We start from the raw sequence: 21,315 nt of genomic DNA on the forward strand, positions 1-21,315 counted from the left end.
TTCGGGCGTCACCCTCCCCCGCGACACCGTGTATTTCGGTGAAGTTTCCTTGTCCGGCGCCGTCCGCGCCGCCACCATGATGACCTCGCGGCTGAAAGAAGCCTCAAAACTTGGGTTCGGACGCGCATTTCTGCCCGAAAGTGGCGAGATCGATGTTCAGGGGATGAAGTTGTCGCTTTCTCGCATCTCGCATCTCAAGTCGCTTGCAGAGGCAATGACGCCATGCGACTGAATTCGCGAGCGAGTCTGACGCTCGGGGAGCTGTCGATCAGAGAGGGATTCCGGCCATGATCGGTCCGTTCACCTACTTGGACTTGGCGTTGATCGCCGTAGCGTTCATTTCCGGTCTTCTGGCGATGTACCGGGGGTTCGCCCGCGAACTTCTTTCCATCGTGTCGTGGATTGCCGCAGCCGGCGTCGGCTATTGGATCTTCGCGACCAAGAAGGAAATGACAGCGGATATCGCTGCGCAAACAAGCCTTCCGCCTCAAATTGCGACAGTGGCCGTGGCGGTCGTGGTTGCATTGATCGTGTTGATCATCGTGCACCTGATCACGGCCCGCATATCGGATGCGATCCTCGACTCGCAGGTCGGCATGATCGACCGGGTTCTCGGCTTCGTCTTCGGCGTCCTCCGCGGATTCCTGCTCTTCGTTATCCCTTATATGGCCTATGAGGCATTCATCTCGCCGGACAAGGACAAGCAGCATCCCCTTGTTCGCGACGCTTATTTTCGCGATTACGTGAAATCGACGGGCGAAGCCATCCGGAACGTTCTGCTGCAGGTTATTCCGCAGCCATCGACGACGCCGCCCCCGCCCTCGCCGAACGAACAGCCGGGACAACAAGGCTTTAATGAACAAAAGGGTCGTTCAGTCGCGCTGGTCATTGGCGGCAAGCGGTACTATATGACCGTCGCGTGACGACCGGCGTCGAGCATAGCGGAATGTTCGAAGGTTAACCGGCGTATCGGGCGTAGTAGGCCAGCTCAATCGCGGGAGGGTGCCTATGGCACAGCAAGGCGGCGTGACCACAATCGACGGTCTGACCTTTACCCGCTACGGCGACGATCGCCTCAGGGAAGAATGCGGCGTATTCGGAATATTCGACCATCCCGATGCCGCAGCTATAACAGCGCTGGGCCTCCACGCACTCCAGCACCGCGGCCAGGAAGCAGCAGGCATCTGCTCCTACGACGGCCGCAACTTTCACTCCGAGCGCCGCATGGGCCTCGTCGGTGATAACTTCTCCAAGCCAGATGTTCTCGCCCGCCTCAAAGGCCGAATGGCCATAGGGCACGATCGATACTCGACGACGGGCGAAGCCCTTATCCGAAACGTTCAACCACTCTTCGCAGATATTGATACAGGCGGTTTTGCCGTCGCCCATAACGGCAACCTCACGAACGCTCTGACGCTACGGCGCGAGCTCATCTCCTCCGGCGCCATCTGCCAGTCGACCTCCGACACCGAAGTCATCCTTCACCTCCTCTCGCGCTCGAAGAAGCGCCGCATCGTCGAACGCCTGGTCGACGCAATCCGCCAGATCGAAGGTTCTTACGCCCTCGTCTGCCTGACCAACGATATGATGATCGGCGTACGCGATCCGATCGGCATCCGGCCCCTGGTCATCGGCCGTCTCGGCACCTCCTACGTTCTCGCTTCCGAGACGTGCGCACTCGACATGGTCGGCGCCGAATTTTTGCGCGAGGTCGATAACGGCGAAGTCGTCGTCATCACCGATGAAGGTCTCGAGAGCCACCGCCCCTTCCCGATCCGCCCGGCGCGGCCGTGCATCTTCGAATACATCTACTTCGCGCGGCCGGATTCTATCGTCGGCGGCCAGACCGTTTATGACATCCGAAAACGCATGGGCGTCGAATTGGCCCGTGAAGCGCCGACCGGCGCAGATGTTATCGTCCCTATTCCCGACTCAGGCGTTCCCGCCGCAATCGGCTTCAGCCAGCAGAGCGGAATTCCCTTCGAGCTCGGCATCATCCGTAACCACTACGTCGGCCGCACCTTCATCGAACCGGAGCAGCGCATCCGCCAGCTCGGCGTCAAGCTGAAGCATTCGGCGAATTCCGGAGTAATCCGCAACAATCGCGTCGTCCTGATCGACGACAGCGTCGTCCGCGGCACGACATCGAAAAAGATCGTGCAGCTGATCCGCGATGCGGGCGCCGCCGAAGTCCACATGCGAATTTCCTCGCCCCCGATCACCCACCCCGATTTCTACGGCATCGACACGCCGAGCAAAAAGGATCTGCTCGCGGCCAACATGACGCTCGAGGAAATGCGGGAATACATGGGCGCCGACAGCTTGGCTTTCCTCTCGGTCGACGGCATCTACCGCGCCATCGGCCTCGATCGCCGCGACGATCGCGCACCGCAGTTCACGGACCACTGCTTCACCGGTGACTACCCGACGAACCTGACCGATTACGGCGGCGAGGCGGTACCCCGGCAGCTTTCCCTCTTGGCCGAAGTGGGCTGATCCAGGCCTCTGACGGCCGCCTCTTAGATTCGTAAGTGACACATGACCGACAGCCCTCTTTCCGGTCGCATAGCTCTTGTGACGGGCGCATCGCGCGGAATTGGCCGAGCTGTCGCGCTGGGCCTCGCGAAAGCCGGCGCGCACGTCATCATCGCCGCGCGCAACGTCGGAGCACTCGAATCCCTCGATGATGAGATTCAAGCGGCCGGCGGCGCCGCGACGCTCCTCCAGCTTGATCTGAAAAAGGGTGACCGTGTCGACCAGGTCGGCCCGACGATCTTTCAGCGCTGGCAGCGTCTCGACATCCTCGTGGCCAATGCCGGCATTCTTGGCCCCCTCTCGCCGCTCGGTCATACGACGGACGACGGCTTCGTTTCGACCATCGACATCAACCTCATTGCCAATTGGCGGCTGATACGCACGCTCGACCCGCTTCTGAAGCGCTCCGACGCCGGCAGAGCCATATTTGTGACGTCCGGCGCAGCAAGCGGCAAATATGCCTATTGGGGCGCCTACGCGGCATCCAAGGCAGGCCTCGAAGCCCTCGTCAAAACCTGGGCCGCCGAGCTTGTGAATACTCCCGTCAAGGCCAACCTCATCAACCCCGGCGCGACGCGCACGCAAATGCGCGCCAAGGCATTCCCGGGCGAAGATGCGGCGACACTGCCGCCGCCGGAAGCCCTCGCTCCCCTCTTCGTCGAACTCGCCTCGCCCGATTGCGAACTGAACGGCGAAACGGTGAATTTCCGCGAGTGGCGCGAGCAGCAAGCCGGGAAAGAAGCGTCCATACGATCGGCGTCAGACGCCTGAATGGAATAAATTGGCGGTCCATCGTCCGACCGCCGGCGACAGTTTCACGACACAAAACCAACCCGCGCTCGGACGAAACCAGCCTCCAAGACAGAGTACAGCCATCCCCGCACAGCAGCGGAGAACTGCTGGCCCCAACCTCGCCTCAAAACGGACACAACCTCGCGCGCTTTGACAATCACGGCCGGGGGGCCGTTCTGGTCCGGCGGAAGCTGGCCAAACAGGCGTGGGGAACACAACAGAATGCGCTTAACGAGAAGTCTTGTCTTGCTACTCATTCTGGCGGGCAGCACGCAAACGGCATTGGCCGATGCATCGATGGATCGCGTGCTCAAAGAGCTCGAACCGGAAGAACGCGCCCATCAAGTCTGCAATTTGCGCGGACTGGATGCGGTCCGCAAAGGTAGCCACCTGAAGGGCGTCGATCGCGTCACCACCACGCTTCAGAAGCCCGCAATTTTTAAAGACAACGTCGTCATCGCCAAAAACGGCGCGGTGCGTGCGAAAAATCACTGGTACTTTTTGGATTTCACCTGCGCGGTGAGCGCCGACCAGATGAAAGCGACCTCGTTCGATTACAAACTCGGTGGCGAAATACCCGAGAACAAATGGGAAGATTTCGGCCTCTGGAAATGAGGCCGCACACGGACGAACGAGACGTGCGATCGCAACCTGATCGCAAAGTCAGGTGAACGAAATCATCATGCCGTCATATGCGGGCTCGACGCCATCGGGCAGCTGCCGCACGAGCGTTTCATAGTCGAGCTCGCTCGTCATATGCGTCAGGATCGTGCGCTTCGGTTTCAAGCGCTCCACCCACGCGAGAGCCTGCTTCACGCTGAAGTGGCTCTCATGCGGCGTATGACGCAAGGCATCGACGATCCAAACGTCCAGCCCCTCAAGCAGCGGTATCGACTCGGCCGGGATGTCGTTGATGTCCGGCGAATACGCGAGGTTCGAGATGCGGTAGCCGAGCGACTTGATCGATCCATGCCATTGCATCACGGGCTGAGCAGAGATCGTGCCGCCGCCCCCGGCGATCTCGATCGGCTTGACGCCGTCGATCTCATGACCGTTGAGCATGGGCATATAGGGTGAGCCCTCAGGCGTTTCGAAGCAGTATTTGAAGCGCGTCTTAAGGCTGTCGCCCGTTTCCCTGTTGAAGTAGACGTCCACGCGCTTCTTCATCGCGAATGCGACCATGCGCAGGTCGTCGATGCCGTGCGTATGATCGGCATGATCGTGCGTGTAAAGAACGCCATCGAGGGCCGTCAGCCGGGTCGACAAGATCTGTTCGCGGAAATCTGGCGACGTATCGATCAACACGGATGTTCTGCCGCCGGAGCCCGTACGCTCGATGAGCGCCGAACATCTGAGCCGCCGGTTTTTCGGATTGTCGGGATCGCATGAACCCCAGTTCATTCCGATGCGCGGCACACCGCCGGACGAGCCGCAACCCAATATCGTGCACCGGTAGCTCATGCCGCGGCGGACCCGCCGGCTGCGGCTGCCCGGAGCGGCCGTTTCGCTTTGCTGTAGAGCCGGAAGAAATTCTCGGTCGTCGCGTGTGCGATATCGTCGGCGGTGACGCCCTTGATAGACGCAAGCGCCGCAGCCGTGCGGGCAACGAATGCAGGTTCGTTGCGCTTGCCGCGGAACGGCATGGGCGCGAGAAACGGCGCATCCGTTTCGACGAGAATCCGGTCGAGCGGCACGTCGCGTGCGATCTCGTGCAATGCCTCCGAGTTCTTGAAGGTGATCACACCACTGAAGGACACGTAGAGGCCAAGGTCGAGAGCGCGCATCGCGAGTTCCCGTCCACCCGTGAAGCAATGGAGCACGGCCGGAAATGCGCCCTTCGCGTGTTCGGCCTCGAGAATGGCGATCGTGTCGGCGTCGGCCTCGCGCGTGTGAATTTCGAGCGGAAGCCCCGTTTCACGCGCGGCAGCGATGTGGCGGCGGAAGCCCTCCGCCTGCGCCTCGGGAGTCGAATGCTTGTAGTGATAATCAAGTCCGGCTTCGCCGATTGCGACGACTTTCGGATGCCGCGAAAGTTCGACGATCCGCTCGACGGGGATGTCGAGTTCCTCATGTGCATTGTGCGGATGCGTTCCGACCGAGCAAAAGACATCGTCGAACCGTTCGGCGACGGCCTTCACATCGTCGAACTTGCGAATGCGCGTCGAGATCGTCACGAGCGTGCCGACGCCGGCCTCGCGAGCACGCGCCACGACCTGATCCAGCTCCGGCGCGAACTCCGGAAAATCGAGATGACAATGATGATCGACAAGCATCAGGTCTTTTACTCTCCAGAGGCCCGTGTCGGCGGTGCGGCGCGTTGTCCGCTCACTCGGGTTCCACGTAGCGCGGAAAAACACCCTGCGGTTCGGGGATCCGCGCGCCCGGTTTCAAACGGCCCTTCTCGCCAAGGTACGCAAATGTTCGTTCGTCCTGCGGAACGCCAAGGAGATCGAGCAGCTTCGCAGCACTTTCCGGCATCACCGGCTGAGCGAGGATGGCGAACTGCCGGACAACCTCCGCCGTCACGTACAGGATCGTCCCCATGCGCGCCGGGTCCGTCTTCTTTTTCGCCCACGGCTCTTCCGCCGCGAAATAGCGGTTGGCGTCGGCGATAACGGTCCACACGGCATCGAGATACTTGGTGACGGCTTGCCGCTCCATCTCCGCACGCGCAATCACGTAAAGACTATCCGTCGCCGACAGGATCGCCTGATCCGCCTCGCTGAGTTGCCCTGGAGCCGGGATCGCGCCGTCGCAGTTCTTGAAGATCATCGACAGCGAGCGCTGCGCGAGGTTGCCGAGGTTGTTGGCGAGATCGGCGTTGATGCGATTGACGATCACTTCCGACGAATAGTTTCCGTCCTGACCAAACATCACTTCGCGCAGGAAGAAATAGCGCACGGCATCGCGGCCATACGCCTTCACGAGATCGAACGGATCGACGACGTTGCCGACCGACTTCGACATCTTCTCGCCGCGGCTGAACAAGAACCCGTGCGCGAAAACCCGTTTCGGAAGTTCGATACCGGCGGACATTAGAAAGGCCGGCCAATAGACGGCGTGAAACCGCACGATGTCCTTGCCGATGATGTGAACGTCGGCAGGCCAATACTTCCATTTCGCGCTGTTCGTATCCGGATACCCGGCAGCGGTGATGTAGTTAGTCAACGCATCGACCCACACGTACATCACGTGCTTGTCGTCGCCGGGAACCGGCACGCCCCACTTGAGCGTCGAACGCGAAATCGAAAGATCCTTGAGGCCGGATTTGACGAAGCTCGCAACTTCGTTCCGCCGCTCAACCGGACCGACGAATTCCGGATCGCTTTCATAAAGCGCGAGCAGTTTGTCCTGGTAAGCCGACAAGCGGAAGAAATAGCTCTCTTCCTCGTTCCATTCGACCGGCGACCCGAGCGGCTCGCGGCGCACGCCATCCTCTCCGACGGTCGTCTCTTTCTCGTCGAAATAGGCTTCCTGCCGCACCGAATACCAGCCGCCGTAGCGCGCGAGATAAATATCGCCGTTCGCGGCCATCCGCTCCCAGATAGCTTGGCAAGACGCGTAGTGGCGCGGTTCGGTCGTGCGGATGAAATCGTCGTTCGAACCGCCGAGCGTTTCGATCATCGAGCGGAAGATTGCCGAATTCCGGTCCGCCAGCTCAATCGTCGGCACACCCTCTTTCTCGGCGGTCTGCTGCATCTTGAGACCGTGCTCGTCCGTGCCTGAGAGAAAGAACACATCCTTCCCATCGAGGCGGGCGAACCGCGCCAGCGCGTCGCTTGCGATCACCGTGTAGGCGTGACCGATATGCGGTTTTCCGTTGGGGTAAAAAATCGGCGTCGTGATGTAATATTTTTCCGCCACTCTCGGTATCTTTCGTTATCGCCGGTCGCAGGATGCGACCGCGCTCGACTCAACCGCGGCTCGCGGCCTCGAGGCGCGCGAAAGTTCCGAGGATTAGCGATTTGCGATCAAGGTTGAGGGAAACGACATCAGCCTTGTCGCGGGCCAGTGTTTCCCATAGCTCGGCAAAAGTGGCAAGGCGGCCGTCGCCGATAAGACGCTTTGCGAGACTAACGTCCCGTTCTGCCCCTTTTCCGGTCGCCGCTGCGAAAATGAGCCGCGCCAGCGACGTTTGCAGGAGATCCATGAACAGCTGGAATTTACGATCCTGCGCCAAGGGCTGCAGCTCGTCGGATAGCGCATGCACCGTCTTGAGATCCAGCCGCGGAAGGCCCGCCAGCACCTGATCGATCCGGGACTGAAGGGCAAGGCCCCCGCCCCCGAGCAGCACCAAGGCCCGTCCGACGCTCCCCTCCGCGAGAGGCGCGAGCGTCTCCCATTCATGCGCTTCCGGTACGGCTTTTCCGGCCGTTGTGAGAGCCTGCGCCGCCGCCCGCTTCAGATCGCTCTCGGCAAGCGGACCCATCGCGATCGTCCGGCACCGCGACCGGATGGTCGCGAGCAACCGGCCCGGCGACGATGTCATCATCAGAAAGATCGTGCGCTCCGGCGGCTCCTCCAGCGATTTGAGCAGCGCATTCGCCGCGTTCTGGTTGAGCTCATCCGCCGTATCGACGATGACGACGCGCCGCCCTTGTCCAACGGCGCTGAGCGACAGAAAGTTTTTGAGCTTGCGGACCTCGTCGACCGGAATGGACTGCGGGAAGCGCTTCGTCTTTTGGTCGTAAGGGCGCCTGATGACGAGCAGCGATGGATGAGAGAGCGCTCGCACTTGCCGGTCCGTTCGCGAGTCGGGCTCGATTGCGAGGCCGTGGCCGAAAAGGTCGCGCTCCTCCGGCTGCGCAAGAGCCACACGCGCGACCTGATAGGCGAGCGTCGCCTTGCCTATTCCCGCCGGTCCCGAAAGCAACCACGCATGATGCATGCGCTCGCCCGCGAGTGCTTCGGCGAAAACCGATTGCGGGCCTTCCTGGCCGTAGAGCGCCCGGGTCTCTCTCGGATGCGGAAAATCGTCCAGCCGGTCGGCCTCGGGAAAGACTTCCGTCTCCGCCACAAGCGGCGCCCGCGCCATCAATCGGCCTCGGCAAGCAGGTGAGACGACACGGCCTGCCAGACCGCCGTCTCGACACTCGATACCGTCAGGCTCGCATCGATCAGCACACAGCGTAACGGTTCGGCGTCGGCAATCTCGAGAAAGCCCTCGCGCAGGGTCTCGTGCGTTTCGATGCGTTCCGCGTCATAGCGCGAAAGCGTGCCGCGAAGTTGCGCACGCTCGATACCGGCGCTCGCAGGCAAGTCGAGGATCAAGGTCAGATCGGGATAATCGGGCGCGACCGTGAAGCGCTCGAGCTGAGCGATGAACTCGGGCTCCAAGCCATAGAGCTTACCTTGATAGACGCGCGTCGAATCCATGAAGCGGTCAGATATCACCCACGTACCGTCATCCAATGCAGGCCGGATAACGGACGTTACATGCTCGGCCCTCGCCGCCGCGAAGAGCAACAGCTCCGTCACGGGATCTGTCGGATGGTCGCGCATGATGAGTTCGCGCACGTCTTCGCCGACCGGAGTGCCGCCGGGCTCCCGCGTGACGATGACGCTGATGCCCGTGCGCTCCAGGCGCTCAGCAAGACGTTTGGCCTGGGTCGACTTTCCAGCCCCTTCCCCGCCTTCGAATGTAATGAATTTTCCGCGTTTCATTGGCTCGCCTCTATTGCCGGCGGGCGTAATCTAGAGCGCTAAACGGCGCAAGGCCATCAGAACAAGTGAATCGACACCTTGCCGCACGATCCCCCCGTTGAGCACGTCTTCAGATGCATAGAGCGGCACTTCGACCGAAGCGCTGCTGGTACTTGTAATTTTAAGTACCGCAACTTGATCGCCTTTTTTTACCGGAGGTTTCAGCGGCGCCTTATAGACGATTTCCGCCGAGAGTTTTTGGTTGGCCGGATATTTCGGCAACAGGAACATCACGTCGCCCTTGGGAGCAAGCGGCACGTACCATTCCTTGCCCCCCCACACGCGCGCCTTGCCGACGATTTCTCCATCGTCGAACACTTTAACTTCGCTGAACGACCGGAAACCCCAATCCAGAAGTTTCGCGGCCTCGTCCTTGCGCTGGTCCGCTTTCTCGAGCCCACTGACGACGACGATCAGGCGCTTGCCGTCCTGCACCGCAGACCCAACCAGGCCATAGCGAGCGGCGGCGGTGTGCCCTGTCTTCAATCCGTCGGCGCCGATGTTCAGAAACAGCAGCGGGTTGCGATTGATGAACCTGTGCTTGCGGTAGAGAAATTCTTTTTGGCCGAAGGCAGGGTAGAATTCCGGATATTCGTTGACGAGGTAACGCGCCAGCATGGCGAGTTCGCGCGCCGTCATCACATGGTTCGGCGCTTCGAGACCCGTTGCATTCGCGAAAGTCGATTTGACAAGACCGATACGACGCGCCTCATCGGTCATCATGCGAGCGAAGGCGGCTTCCGTTCCGGCCATGCTCTCCGCAATACACATGGCGGCGTCATTGCCCGACTGCACGGCGACGCCTTGAATGAGTTCCTCGACCGTCGCCTTGGTGTTGACCGGCACCATCATCGCCGACGTGCCCGACGGCGCCCCGCCATTCCGCCACGCGTTGACGCTCATGACGAATTCGTCGGTCTTGTTGATGCGGCCTTCCTTGATTGCCCTGAACAGCACGGCAAGCGTCATGAGCTTGCTCATGCTCGCAGGCGGAGCCAGCTCGTCGGCATTCTGTTGGAACAAGGTCGCGCCGGTCGCCGCGTCCATGAGGATGGCGCGCGGCGCTTTCGTCGCAAAAGCAGACTCTGCCGCAATAGCTCCGCCGAGCGGCACCCAAAGCGATACCGCGATCACAACGGCCGCGAACCACATGCTGAAGGTCTTCTTCGACATCGATTGAACCACGCTTTGCCCAGCGCCGCCTCGAGAGCGGGACACCCCCCCCCAAAAGATAGGAGTATCCGGTCACATTGTAACATGGTCAACGTAAGGTTAACGGCCGTTAGGCCTCAATCGTTGACGATCGCCGTATTGGCGACGCCATATGTCGCAATTCGGCTTTGGGCACGGGACGCATCGGCCTCCGAGAATGGCCCCACGCGCACACGGTAGGCTTCGGACGCAGTTCCGACTTGTAGCGGCGCCACTTCCACCGGTCCGAGCGATCCAAGCTCGCGCCGCAATCTCTCGGCGTTGGACCGGTCGCGAAAAATACCGACCTGGACGTACGTGCGGCCGTTTCCGAAAGGCTGCGGAGCGGCACCACGGTCGAACGGCTGCGGACTGGAAAGAGACATCCGGCCATCGTCCCTCGAAGGCGCGGACAGACTTGCCTGCTGGACGAACGGTTGGAAGGTGGGAGGCGGTCCCCGATCCGGCTTGCCCGCAAGCGCGGCACGGTAGCGGGTCGCCGACCAGCGATCCGTAGATTCTGCCGGCAATCCTTGGTACCCGGCCCGATCACCAGACTGGTATCCGTATCCAGACTGATATCTGGGCTCGGCCGATGCATACGCGCGCTTGGGCGGCTGCGGTGTCCAATTGCCCGGCCGCTGCCCGGACTCTTGGGAAGCCAGAAACTGCCGTTCACGGCTGTCGTCGCCGCTGAGCGGCGCCAATCCAGCAAAACGAACCTGCACCCGGGCCCGTCCGTTGTTGATATATCCCAGATGTTTTGCTGCGGCGTACGACATGTCGATAAGCCGGTCGTTGACGTACGGCCCGCGGTCGTTCACCCGCACAAGCACAGTCTTGCCGTTGTCGAGATTAGTGACATAGGCATAGCACGGGAGCGGCAGCGTCGGGTGCGCGGCGGTCAATGCCTTCGCATCGAAGACTTCGCCGTTAGCGGTTCTCCGGCCGTGAAAATCGGCGCCGTACCACGACGCCACACCGGATGCTTGATAATTGGGATCTTCGCGGGGGACGTACCACCGCCCGGCGACCTTGTATGGCGAACCGAGTTTGAAATGTCCACCACCTTTCGGGACGTTATCGGAGGAGGCTACGCGCGGGCTGCTTTTGACGCCGTATTCGTCTTCCGAGAAGGCAGAGCGCGAGACGCCGGTCAGCGACCCCGGCGACGGATTATTTGATGAACAGGCCGTTGTAAGCACCGCTGCACTCGCAGCGAGCATCAGCCGGCACGCCCTGAGCGAGCCGAATAAACGCCTCTCCATTACGCAAACTCACTTGATACGCTACGCCCGCCCAAGCGCACCCTCGCGAACCATCAAGCGCGCAAAGGTGGGCCGAAGCTTGCTGGAATGATGGCAAATGCGACTTAGGATCAGGTTAAGCTCTAGGGACCTTGAGACAGAAAGCCGAACCGGCTAGGAGAAGCCTCCGGACCGAGCTCGTTGACGCTCCATGTTGTATGGAACCGTCTGGCCGCCAAGTTCCGGAAGGGTGGCCGAGTGGTTTAAGGCACCGGTCTTGAAAACCGGCGTGGGCGCAAGTCCACCGTGGGTTCGAATCCCACCCCTTCCGCCATCGGCCCTTATCCGATGGCGTCCGAACCGGTCCAAGTTAAGAGCCGTGCGCCAAAGTCACCGCGACGCTTCCGAGGTTGTAGGCCTCGCTTATAAGAGACAGAAAATCTGAGTCACCGGATGTTTTAGCCGGTAAGTGCATCTGGGGCTCATTGCGCCGATCTATCGAGCACGACTGACCTGCCCTCGGCGTTGGCGGCGCGTTGTTCCCCGCGTTGAGGGGCAACGGGAAGCGACAGGATGACGGAAAGACCGCCTAAAGGCGATTTCTGGAGTTCGACATTCCCGCCGTACAGCTGCGCCAGATCGCGAACGATGGCGAGGCCCAGCCCAGATCCACCCGCTCGTGAATCCCATTGCTCACCAACGCCGAACACCACCTCGAACGCCTCCGGCGGCAACCCACGCCCATCGTCGTCAACACGGATGTGAACGAGCTTGTCTGAAGAGCTGCCACTCGTCTCTATACGCACAGCTGCTTTTGCATATTTGCAGGCGTTATCGATAATATTGGCCAGCATCTCATTGAGATCTTGAGGATCGCACGCGACCGACGTTGCCGCCGATACGTCGACCGATATCGTCACGCCGCTTCCCTCGTGCAGCCGCCGCAATGCCCGAGCGACATCTTCCGAAGCCCTGAGAACGTTCGCGAACGTGCCCGGCATCGATCGCATCGCAACTGCACGAGCACGAGCCGTTTGGTAGTCGATCTGTGTTTGCATTTTGCGACACTGCGAAATGATTGTTGTCGCCGACTGCAACAAACCTTTTCGTTCGATGCGATGAGCCTCGTCTGTCAATATCGCAAGAGGTGTTTTTAGGCCGTGAGCCAGATTCCCGGCTTGGGTGCGAGCCCTTTGCACAAGTTCCGAAGTTGATTTCAGAAGAGCGTTGAGCTCTTCAACCAATGGCACAACCTCGGAAGGAAAATTCCCATCAAGGTTTTTCTCCGTGCCAGCTCGTACATTTCCAAGGGAGATACGTAATTCGCTGAATGGCTTCAGCGCGTACAAAATTAACAACGTAGCCCCGAGGATCAACGATAGGCCGAACGCAATCAGAGACCACATCAGTGTGTTGCGAAAGCTCGCAATCATTTTATCGAGGTGACGGCGGTCCGTACCAACGATGAACCGGGTCAATGCATTGTTTGGTGATATTGAAACCACCTTCTCAGCCGCGAGCACGGCTCCAGTCGGCCCGCTTACCTCATAGGTATGGATACCGGTACCCGCGGATGCATTCTGCGGTATGGTGAGTGTTTTGCCGTCGAGAGATCCAGATCCGGCAAGAACGCGATCGCCTTCTTGGATCTCCCAGTAGTAGCCGGACAACGGCATGTCGTATCTCGGATCGCTCAAATGTCGAGCCAGACGAGGACTATTATCTGTCTTGAAGTCCGTTAGACGAAGAAGTTCATCGAGGTGCTCGTAGACCTCAGCGTACAATTGGTTCGTGGCGTGCTTCCTGAAGACTTCTGACAGCACGAATCCAGCCAAGATCATCCCCGCTGCGATCCAGATCGTGGCTGCAAAAATTAGGCGACCTTTCAGACTGGTCATTTGCCTAGTCCATTCGATAGCCGAGGCCGCGAACGGTCGTGATGATGTCCGCGCCGAGCTTGCGCCTTAGTCTGCTTACGTAGACCTCAATCGTATTCGACTCGCGTGTCTCATCGAGCGCGTACAAATGCTCCGTGAGTTCTGCTTGGGATACGACACGACCGATACGATGTATAAAATAATTGAGCATCTTTAGTTCGCTGGCGGTCAGTTCGACCGGTTGGCCATCGCGCAGAACCCGGCTCGAAGCCGTATCAAGCGAGATATCGCGATGAGTCAAAACAGGACTTGCAATTCCCAATGAGCGCCGTATCAGCGCCTTAAGCCTCGCAGCGACTTCCGGTATGTGAAATGGCTTTGTAATGTAATCGTCCGCGCCCGCGTTGAGGCCGTCAACCTTTTCAGCCCACGTGCCACGAGCCGTCAAAATCAAAACGGGGATCTTGCAATCGGCGGCTCGCCACCGCTTGAGAACATCCAATCCCTGCATTTCAGGAAGGCCGAGATCGAGAATTGCGGCCGCGTATATATCGTCCATACCCATAGCGTAGCCGTCGGCGCCATTGTCTGCGCGCTCAATCGTGAAACCGGCGGGAGTAAGACCGCTCGCCAGTCGTTCGGCGATCTCGTTATCATCTTCAAGCAAAAGAACTCTAATCGCCGCCTCCAACGCGTTTTCGCTAAACCTAGCACGACGATGCTGAAAACGAGCTGAAAAGCACATTTCAGTATCGCTGCAGGTTCGGTTCAGCCTCCTTTCAGCTTGCACCCCCAAACGACCGGCTCGAAGGGTCGACTGGGAACTTGCGATGCGTGGTCCACGATATTTCATTCTCCTGATGTTTCTCGCGCTCGGTCCGTCAAAGGCGGGCGCAAAGGATGTGGCAGTTACACCGGAGCAAGTGCGACAACTCAACATCCGTCTTGAGCCTGTGAAGGAAGTGAAGACGGAGACCGTAGCCACGCTTCCCGGGACCGTTGTGCCGCCTCTGAATACCCGCGTAGTTGCGGCGGCGCCCTTCGCGGGGACTGTCGTTCAAGTGCATGTATTGCCGGGCCAGCGGGTATCCAAGGGGGCCCCCTTGATCACGGTTTCGAGCCGTGAGTTGCTCGAAGCCCAAAGCCAGCTTGCTCAGTCCGAAGCTGAACTTCAAACCGCCGACGCGGTCGCCCGGCGCAGACGCGCACTCGCCGACAAAAATTATCAGAATCCAACGCTCGCCGATGAAGCCGAAGCTCAGGTTGCGAAAATCCGGGCAGTCATCGAGCAGCACAAGCGGACGGCCGCGCTGAATGGAATAGTCACGCGTGACGACGGGCAATATTCAGTTCCGGCTCCAACCGACGGCATTGCCGCCGAAACGCGTGTCATGCCGGGCGATAAAATCGATGCCATGACCGCTGCGGTCACCATTGATACGAGCGACGAGTTATGGATCGAGGTTCAGGTCCCGAAAAACATCGTATCTCTCATAAAACGCGGTGACATTCTTGAAGTGGAGAATGGTCCTCAAGGCCGCGTGGTGTCGATTGGTGGATCACTCGATCGTATGACGCGGTCGGCAGTGATGTTCGCAACAATACCCGCCGATTCCGGATTGCTTCCTGGCCAGATGGTCAACGTCAACATTCTCCACACTACGGAGACCGGCGGATTGGTGGTCCCGTCTTCGGCAATCGTCACCGTTGAAAATACGTCTGCTGTGTTCGTGCGGAGTGAATCCGGCTTCAATCTCGTACCCGTCGCGTTGCGCGGCAGATCTCCAGATCTAGCTACGATCTCCGGTCCCATCGGTGCCAAAGCGCAGGTCGCGGCAAGCGGGATTCCGCAGCTCGAACGTCTCCTGCAGGGAGAGTAGAGAATGTTGCGACGCCTGGTCGAATTCTCGCTCACCCAGCGCCTATTTGTTCTGCTTTCATTTGCGCTGATGATCGGCGGCGGCTTCTATGCCTATCGCACAATCCCCATTGATGCCTTTCCGAATATCTCACCTGTTCAAGTCAAAATGATCCTCAAGGCGCCAGGCATGACGCCGGAAGAGGTCGAGACGCGCGTTATTGCACCTATCGAGATGGAATTGCTCGGCATCCCTCGGCAAACCATCCTGCGGTCGGCCGCAAAGTATGCGATCGCTGACATCACTCTCGATTTCGAGGACGGTACCGACATTTATTGGGCGCGCCAGCAGGTCGCTGAACGTCTCGCCAGCGTTCGCGGCGACCTGCCTGCAAACGTTGTTGGAGGTCTGGCACCAGTTTCAACACCGCTTTCCGACGTGTTCATGTTCACGATCGAAGGTGGTGATCTGACGCTCGAACAGCGCAGGAGCCTCCTTGATTGGACCATTCGGCCCGCCCTTCGTACCATACCGGGAGTAGCCGACGTGAACGCTCTCGGCGGCATGGTGCGAACGTTTGAGGTAACACCCAATAACGCCGCGCTCGCAGCCGCCGGGCTAAATGTCTCTGATCTTTCGGCGGCGATTGAGGCCAACAACCGGAACGATGGCGCGGGCAGATTAAGTGAGGGCGAAAAGACTCTCGTCGTTCGTGCCCAGGGTGCCATTAGCGCGCCCAAGGATCTCGAGCAGATAGTTCTCAAGTTGCATGGCGACCGGGTTCTACGGCTTGGCGACGTCGCACAGGTTTCGATTGGCAGCCTCACGCGATACGGCGCCGTCACGGAGGATGGCCATGGAGAAGCTGTCGAAGGTCTGGTCTTGTCTTTGCGGGGAGCTGACGCCAGCGCGATCGTCAAATCCGTACGCCAAAGATTGGCGGATCTAAAAGGCAGCCTGCCGGCGGGCGTAGAGATTAAAGTTTTCTATGACCGGTCTGATCTCATTGCGAGCGCAGTAGGCGGGGTACGAAAAGCATTAATCGAGGCAACAGTTCTCGTCGTCATCCTGCTCCTCGCGTTCCTCGGAAATTTGCGTGCGGCCGTTGTCGTTGCAGTAGCTCTGCCGCTTGCCGCGCTGATGACCTTTGTCATGATGACGGTCTTTGGCATGTCTGCGAATTTGATGAGCCTAGGCGGACTTGCGATTGCCATAGGTCTCATTGTCGATGCGGCAGTTGTCATCGTCGAGAATACGGTTGAGCGTCTGCAGCACACCCCGAAGTCGACCGACCTCCCAAAACTGCACGTCGTGTATCGGGCGGCCAGCGAAGTTTCCGCGCCTGTCGCGTCCGGCATTTTGATCATTTGCCTCGTGTTCCTGCCGCTGCTGTCCCTGCAGGGCCTGGAAGGAAAACTTTTCGGCCCAGTTGCCTTGACAATCGTCTTTGCGCTGAGCGGATCGCTCATTCTCTCGCTTACCCTGATACCGGTTCTCTCGTCGTTTTTGCTCAAGTCCGGCGCGCACGCAGAGCCATTGCTAATGAGGCTTCTCAACCGGGCGTACCGCCCGCTGCTACGGGCGTGCCTGGCGCATCCTCTACCTGTCTATCTTGTCGCCGCCGCCGGTATAGCGCTCGCATTCGCTGCCTACGGCGCGGTTGGCAAGTCGTTCATGCCGACTATGGATGAGGGCTCGGTCATCATGCAGATCACCAAGCACCCCTCGATCAATCTCAATGCGAGTCTTGAGGGAGACCTCCAGATCCAGCGTACGCTCAAAGAGAGAGTCCCCGAGATCGATCGCATCGTAGCGCGCGTAGGGTCGGACGAGCTCGGTCTTGATCCCATGGGTCTCAATGAAACCGACACGTTCATGGTCTTGAAGCCAAAAAGCGAATGGCGGGTACCCGACAAAGCTTGGCTTCTGGAGCAGCTGCGCGCTGCAATGGCCGACCTTCCGGGCTACGAGTTTGCATTCACCCAGCCGATCGAAATGCGCACAAATGAGATGCTGACCGGTGCGCGCGGCGACCTCGCCATCAAGATCTTCGGTCCGGATTTGAAGACGCTTTCGGATCTCGCGAGCCAAATCCAGGCAACGCTCAGCAAAGTTCCAGGCGCGGCTGAGGTCTCGACCGTGGCGAACGATACGGTTGATTATCTCCAGATCAACATCGATCGTCTCAAAGCGGGCCGAACTGGACTTTCTGCTACGAAGCTTCAAGACGAACTGCGGTCGACACTCGAAGGCACGTCGGCTGGGCTTGTCATCGAACCTGGCCGGCGTACCGACATCACGATCCGCGGTACCAAAAGCGTTCGAGAGTCGCCCGAGCTCTTCTCTTCGACGCAGCTTGCAGCGGGCGACGGCGGCTTGGTTCGCATTGGCGACATCGCATCTCTCGAGCGCGTTGTTGGACCAGTCAAGATCGATCGTGAGAATGCTTCGCGGTTTGCCATCGTCCAAGCCTATGTGACGGGGCGCGACCTCGTCGGCTTCGTCGAGGAAGCCCAGCGAGCCGTCGCGGCCAACGTCCAATTGCCGCCAGACTACAACCTCGTCTGGGGCGGTCAGTTCGAGAATCAGCGACGAGCCGCGGCACGTCTCGGGATCGTAGTACCCGTTGCAATCGGTCTGATATTCGCGGTTCTGTTCGCAACCCTCCGCTCGATCCGTCAGTCGCTTCTCATTCTTGCAAACGTACCATTTGCGCTCGTCGGTGGCTTCCTCTCGCTGTGGCTGTCGGGCACTTACCTTTCCGTTCCAGCATCGGTTGGCTTTATCGCCCTTCTTGGCATCGCGGTACTGAACGGGTTGGTGCTCGTTAGTCATTTCAATGAGCTGCTGGCAAGCGGAATGAGCCTTGGCGAAGCTGTCTTCGAGGGCGCGTTAAGACGGCTGCGCCCAGTTTTGATGACCGCCAGTATCGCCGCGTTCGGACTGGTGCCCTTGTTGTTTGCAAACGGCCCGGGTTCAGAAATCCAAAAGCCCCTCGCCATTGTCGTCATTGGCGGTCTTGTGACGTCGACAGCTCTCACCCTCATCCTGCTGCCGATCCTGTTCCGTCGCTTTGGCGATGCGGTCGGTCAATTTTCTCAATCATCATCCGGATCTCTCCAATGGAAAAATCCCTTTTCCGTCTCACACTTGTCTGCCCGCCTGCCGGCGCCGACCGCATCGTCGAAATAATGCTCGCACTCGAGCCGCCGGTTCCTGGCTTTACGACCTGGGAGGCCGAGGGACATGGATTTGGGTTCGCCAATGCAACGATGAGCGAACGCGTCCGGGGACGCGTGAAAAGAACGGTCATAACGGCCGTTGTCGCGCGCGCTGAAGCTGATTTCATTTTGGGCGAGATCGCGGAACAGGCCCCAATCGCACACCTGACGTATTGGCTCGAACCGGTCGAACGTTTTGGTCGACTGCAGGAAGCTCCATCTCCTCCACCCGGCCACGCACCTCCGCTGACCGCACCACTCAAAGAGGCAAAGCAATGAATTCGACTTTTCTGGGAGATGCCTCTTGGACGTTTCTCGTGCCGCTTTTTTTCGTGGCCGGCGCATGGGCGATTGTGATGTGGGCGCTCCAGTTCCCCACCGACCACGGGGCGCTCCTCCACCGTCTGATGTCGGCCCCAAAAGACGGCCGGGCTAAACGATGCGACGGGACTGAAGAACAGCGGGCTCATTCAGTGATCCGCAATCCCGATATCCATTCCTGAAATTTGAGGGACACGACGATGCAGAGCATCATTCGACTGATCTTATCGCGATCGCCGCTATCGGGGCGAGCAATATGGCCTTTGCATTGAAATACACTGCGCCACCGATCATCGGAACTGAGGCTGATGGCACGCGCAAGGAGACACCGTTACGGATCGCTGACAAGCGGGACTATCGACACTGTCACTACGTTCTTACGCGCCTCTATTGTCACCGCCGGGATGCGCTTCCGGTTAATTGGCCGCCGTTTTCCGATAGGGACAAGAATAAGGGCTAGATATCGAACTAACCTTCTCCGAAGCTGAGAATCCGGTGCTGTGACTGAAACATTCCCAAAGAGGAACTGGCCATACCACGTGGCCGTTCCCGCCAGGCAGTACCAGGGCACAGATTTCCTGGTGTTGATGAAGTTCTGCGAGGGGCTCAATATTTGCGATATCTGCTACACCCTAAAGCGTGATGGAATTGAATATGCCGTCTACCGGTTTGCCGACCACTCCGAGGCGGAGCGATTTCGCCGGCATTTCAACGGCGAAATTATCCAATCACAGGATTGATAGAAAAGTGGGCTCGGAAAGCCGGAAGCCTGTCTGCTCCGGCCTTCCGTCCTGCACGGCGCGATTCTATTCGTGGCCCATGCCGGTCTCGCCTGCACCGGCGCCCGTCATGGCTCCGGCACCTTCGTCTTCCATCTGCTCGCGCCGGGCTTCCACGCCTTCCCTCATCCTGTGAAGAACGAGGATGCCGAGAACGCGCATCCGTCGCTTCTGAGCCTCGTCCAGGGTCGAATAAAGGGGCTGCCATGCGTCAGCGAGCTTTTTGAGCTCGGTTCCACGAGCAATGAGATTATCAGCTCGATTTTGCAAAACCTGCACGAAGTTCCGGTCAAATTGACCTTCTTCCATGCGAGACATCATGTTCTCAATTCTTTCGCGGCGTCCTTCCGCCCGTGCACGGATCGCGTCCTCGACTGCTGGCCAGTACTGCATTTGATCGGGCCTTAGCTGCAAGGCAGTCCTCACAATATCGATCCGATTAGTGGTGACGTCATCCCTGCCTTGGGCTTGCCCTCTTTGCATTCCCTGCATCCGTTGCATCCCTTGCATCGGCTGCATGCCCTGCATCTCTTGCATTGGCTGGCCCTGCATTGGCTGTGCTGTTTGCGCGATGGCGAGTGATGGAGCGGCCGTTAGGAGTGCCGCAAAGCCGTACGCGATAAATTTCGACATGTTGAACTCCTTGTTCCTATCGCGATTGTTAGAAGCTACGAATAAGCCGTCTGCAGGTTGGCCGAAGCGTCGTCTTCATAGATCGATATCGAAGTTCTGGAGTCTTGCCTCGGGCGAGGTGCCGTTAGCAGTTGTTTATGATCGCAAAGCTGTTCTTAAATGTCGGTCGCGCTCAGAGAGCGCCAACCAACCGTTATCGACTGTCTTTATTGCGTTACCTGTGGGTCCGCCCAAAGATTCTGGGACCGGGGATCATTCCCATCAGACCAGCGTCATCGCATCAGGCCAATGCATTGGTGCGTATCTAACATGCGTGAGGAAACGTGTGAATGGTGGAAGGCGTTCGATCATCGCAAACAAGTATAATGGTTTGCACAGTGTCTAAAACTGTTCTGTGCTCGACCGATTGCTGTTCCGTTGCCGGGATGAGCCGTCATTTTCTCGCCGGCTTCTAGCCGTCGTGTGGAACCCAAAGGTCCCGTTTGTCGCCATCGCGCAAGACATTGAGAACCATCCGCCCTCGTAAAGCAGAGACGTAGTCGTCAAAAATCGGGGTCGCAAAGAAGACCGCCAACGACGCAAACAAGAAAGCGATAACCACGATGGAACAACGCCACCCGAAGAACGGAGAACAGGAAGACTCTCCGTCTCGGCTGATCGATGAGAGAATTAAGACGCTGAGTGATTGGCGGGGTGAGATGCTTGCTCGGGTTCGAGCTCTGATCAAGCAGGCCGACCCCGAAGTAGTCGAGGAGTGGAAGTGGAGAGGAGTTCCGGTCTGGTCACACGCCGGCATCATCTGCACGGGCGAGACGTATAAGAGCGTCGTGAAGTTGACCTTCGCCAAGGGCGCCGCGTTGGAGGACTCTTCAGGCCTCTTCAACGCCAGCCTCGAAGGCAGCACGAGGCGCGCTATCGATATTCACGAAGGCGACAAGATTGATGAAAAGGCATTGAAGGCGCTCATTCGCGCCGCCGCGGCACTCAACACGTCGGCGAGCTCTAACGCCCGCCCCGCCCGTTCTGCGAAGAAACCAAAAAGACCCTGACGTGCCTCTCGCAAAGCATGGAGCATGCGCGTCCTGTCAGCTGCGAACGAGAATCATCTGGCATCATTCGCCCTTCGAGCAAATCTCCTCTCCCTCATCTGCCGAACG

At 59.0% G+C, this 21,315-nt stretch carries 20 protein-coding genes, 1 tRNA gene and 1 pseudogene; 12 read left to right on the forward strand and 10 right to left on the reverse strand.

All coding sequences use genetic code 11. The features are described from left to right. The 5 genes and pseudogenes from K2Q04_RS21830 to K2Q04_RS21850 form a co-directional block, all read left to right on the forward strand. Positions 1-232 (forward strand): annotated as a pseudogene (locus K2Q04_RS21830) (DNA repair protein RadA); the annotation flags it as partial. 55 nt (positions 233-287) lie between these two features. Next, positions 288-923, forward strand: coding sequence for a CvpA family protein (locus tag K2Q04_RS21835; protein ID WP_291167711.1), 636 nt, complete (start codon positions 288-290; stop codon positions 921-923). Between the two features lie 85 nt (positions 924-1,008). Then, on the forward strand, positions 1,009-2,496 hold the full coding sequence (gene purF / locus K2Q04_RS21840; RefSeq protein ID WP_291167713.1) for an amidophosphoribosyltransferase: 1,488 nt from the start codon (positions 1,009-1,011) through the stop codon (positions 2,494-2,496). Positions 2,497-2,538: 42 nt separating this feature from the next. Further along, the gene (locus K2Q04_RS21845) at positions 2,539-3,306 is read left to right on the forward strand and encodes an SDR family NAD(P)-dependent oxidoreductase (RefSeq protein ID WP_291167716.1); all 768 of its coding nucleotides are present in this window, start codon (positions 2,539-2,541) and stop codon (positions 3,304-3,306) included. 243 nt (positions 3,307-3,549) lie between these two features. Beyond that, entirely contained in the window at positions 3,550-3,942 is a 393-nt protein-coding gene (locus tag K2Q04_RS21850) for a DUF930 domain-containing protein (RefSeq protein WP_291167719.1), read from the forward strand. A gap of 48 nt (positions 3,943-3,990) precedes the next feature. Here K2Q04_RS21850 and K2Q04_RS21855 read toward each other — a convergent pair whose 3' ends face one another. The 7 genes from K2Q04_RS21855 to K2Q04_RS21885 all read right to left on the reverse strand — a co-directional run bounded on the left by K2Q04_RS21855 (position 3,991) and on the right by K2Q04_RS21885 (position 11,489). Beyond that, positions 3,991-4,788 (reverse strand): MBL fold metallo-hydrolase, encoded by a 798-nt coding sequence (locus K2Q04_RS21855; protein WP_291167722.1) that lies wholly within the window; start codon positions 4,786-4,788, stop codon positions 3,991-3,993. Further along, positions 4,785-5,600: a TatD family hydrolase gene (locus K2Q04_RS21860; protein WP_291167725.1), complete on the reverse strand. Its 816-nt coding sequence runs from the start codon at positions 5,598-5,600 to the stop codon at positions 4,785-4,787. Before K2Q04_RS21860 ends, K2Q04_RS21855 begins: the two co-directional genes overlap by 4 nt. Positions 5,601-5,652: 52 nt before the next feature. Then, a complete protein-coding gene (gene metG / locus K2Q04_RS21865) occupies positions 5,653-7,191 on the reverse strand; it encodes a methionine--tRNA ligase (RefSeq protein WP_291167728.1) in 1,539 nt (512 codons plus the stop codon). A 49-nt stretch (positions 7,192-7,240) separates the two neighbouring features. After that, positions 7,241-8,362, reverse strand: coding sequence for a DNA polymerase III subunit delta' (locus K2Q04_RS21870; protein ID WP_291167731.1), 1,122 nt, complete (start codon positions 8,360-8,362; stop codon positions 7,241-7,243). Then, positions 8,362-8,991: a dTMP kinase gene (gene tmk, locus K2Q04_RS21875; protein ID WP_092869495.1), complete on the reverse strand. Its 630-nt coding sequence runs from the start codon at positions 8,989-8,991 to the stop codon at positions 8,362-8,364. The genes K2Q04_RS21870 and tmk overlap by 1 nt, the downstream gene beginning before the upstream one ends. Positions 8,992-9,021: 30 nt before the next feature. After that, positions 9,022-10,203 (reverse strand): D-alanyl-D-alanine carboxypeptidase family protein, encoded by a 1,182-nt coding sequence (locus tag K2Q04_RS21880; RefSeq protein WP_291167735.1) that lies wholly within the window; start codon positions 10,201-10,203, stop codon positions 9,022-9,024. Between the two features lie 116 nt (positions 10,204-10,319). Beyond that, positions 10,320-11,489 carry a septal ring lytic transglycosylase RlpA family protein gene (locus tag K2Q04_RS21885; RefSeq protein ID WP_291167738.1) on the reverse strand — a complete coding sequence of 390 codons (1,170 nt, stop codon included), beginning with the start codon at positions 11,487-11,489 and terminating at the stop codon, positions 10,320-10,322. Between the two features lie 223 nt (positions 11,490-11,712). On the opposite strand from K2Q04_RS21885, the gene K2Q04_RS21890 reads away from it, so the two are divergent. After that, a tRNA-Ser gene (locus K2Q04_RS21890) sits at positions 11,713-11,802 on the forward strand. A 148-nt stretch (positions 11,803-11,950) separates the two neighbouring features. Here K2Q04_RS21890 and K2Q04_RS21895 read toward each other — a convergent pair. Then, positions 11,951-13,144: a HAMP domain-containing sensor histidine kinase gene (locus K2Q04_RS21895; protein WP_291167770.1), complete on the reverse strand. Its 1,194-nt coding sequence runs from the start codon at positions 13,142-13,144 to the stop codon at positions 11,951-11,953. A 226-nt stretch (positions 13,145-13,370) separates the two neighbouring features. Next, positions 13,371-14,024, reverse strand: a complete 654-nt coding sequence (locus K2Q04_RS21900; RefSeq protein ID WP_291167773.1) for a response regulator transcription factor — start codon at positions 14,022-14,024, stop codon at positions 13,371-13,373. Between the two features lie 151 nt (positions 14,025-14,175). Here K2Q04_RS21900 and K2Q04_RS21905 point away from each other — a divergent pair, with 151 nt between their 5' ends. From K2Q04_RS21905 to K2Q04_RS21925, 5 genes are all read left to right on the forward strand, one after another. Continuing rightward, complete coding sequence (locus tag K2Q04_RS21905; RefSeq protein WP_291167741.1) at positions 14,176-15,225, forward strand: efflux RND transporter periplasmic adaptor subunit; 1,050 nt, start codon at positions 14,176-14,178, stop codon at positions 15,223-15,225. A 3-nt stretch (positions 15,226-15,228) separates the two neighbouring features. Further along, the gene (locus K2Q04_RS21910; protein WP_291167744.1) at positions 15,229-18,396 is read left to right on the forward strand and encodes a CusA/CzcA family heavy metal efflux RND transporter; all 3,168 of its coding nucleotides are present in this window, start codon (positions 15,229-15,231) and stop codon (positions 18,394-18,396) included. Beyond that, a complete protein-coding gene (locus K2Q04_RS21915) occupies positions 18,327-18,704 on the forward strand; it encodes a DUF3240 family protein (RefSeq protein WP_291167746.1) in 378 nt (125 codons plus the stop codon). The genes K2Q04_RS21910 and K2Q04_RS21915 overlap by 70 nt, the downstream gene beginning before the upstream one ends. Then, positions 18,701-18,928, forward strand: coding sequence for a hypothetical protein (locus tag K2Q04_RS21920; RefSeq protein ID WP_291167749.1), 228 nt, complete (start codon positions 18,701-18,703; stop codon positions 18,926-18,928). Before K2Q04_RS21915 ends, K2Q04_RS21920 begins: the two co-directional genes overlap by 4 nt. A 318-nt stretch (positions 18,929-19,246) precedes the next feature. Further along, a complete protein-coding gene (locus K2Q04_RS21925) occupies positions 19,247-19,486 on the forward strand; it encodes a hypothetical protein (RefSeq protein ID WP_291167752.1) in 240 nt (79 codons plus the stop codon). Between the two features lie 66 nt (positions 19,487-19,552). On the opposite strand, the gene K2Q04_RS21930 is transcribed toward K2Q04_RS21925, so the two are convergent. Continuing rightward, the gene (locus tag K2Q04_RS21930) at positions 19,553-20,158 is read right to left on the reverse strand and encodes a Spy/CpxP family protein refolding chaperone (protein ID WP_291167755.1); all 606 of its coding nucleotides are present in this window, start codon (positions 20,156-20,158) and stop codon (positions 19,553-19,555) included. Positions 20,159-20,760: 602 nt separating this feature from the next. On the opposite strand from K2Q04_RS21930, the gene K2Q04_RS21935 reads away from it, so the two are divergent. Further along, a complete protein-coding gene (locus K2Q04_RS21935; RefSeq protein WP_291167758.1) occupies positions 20,761-21,207 on the forward strand; it encodes a DUF1801 domain-containing protein in 447 nt (148 codons plus the stop codon). The last annotated feature ends 108 nt before the right edge of the window (positions 21,208-21,315 follow it).

The organism is Hyphomicrobium sp., assembly GCF_019753045.1.
In the GTDB taxonomy this organism is placed as follows: domain Bacteria; phylum Pseudomonadota; class Alphaproteobacteria; order Rhizobiales; family Hyphomicrobiaceae; genus Hyphomicrobium_B.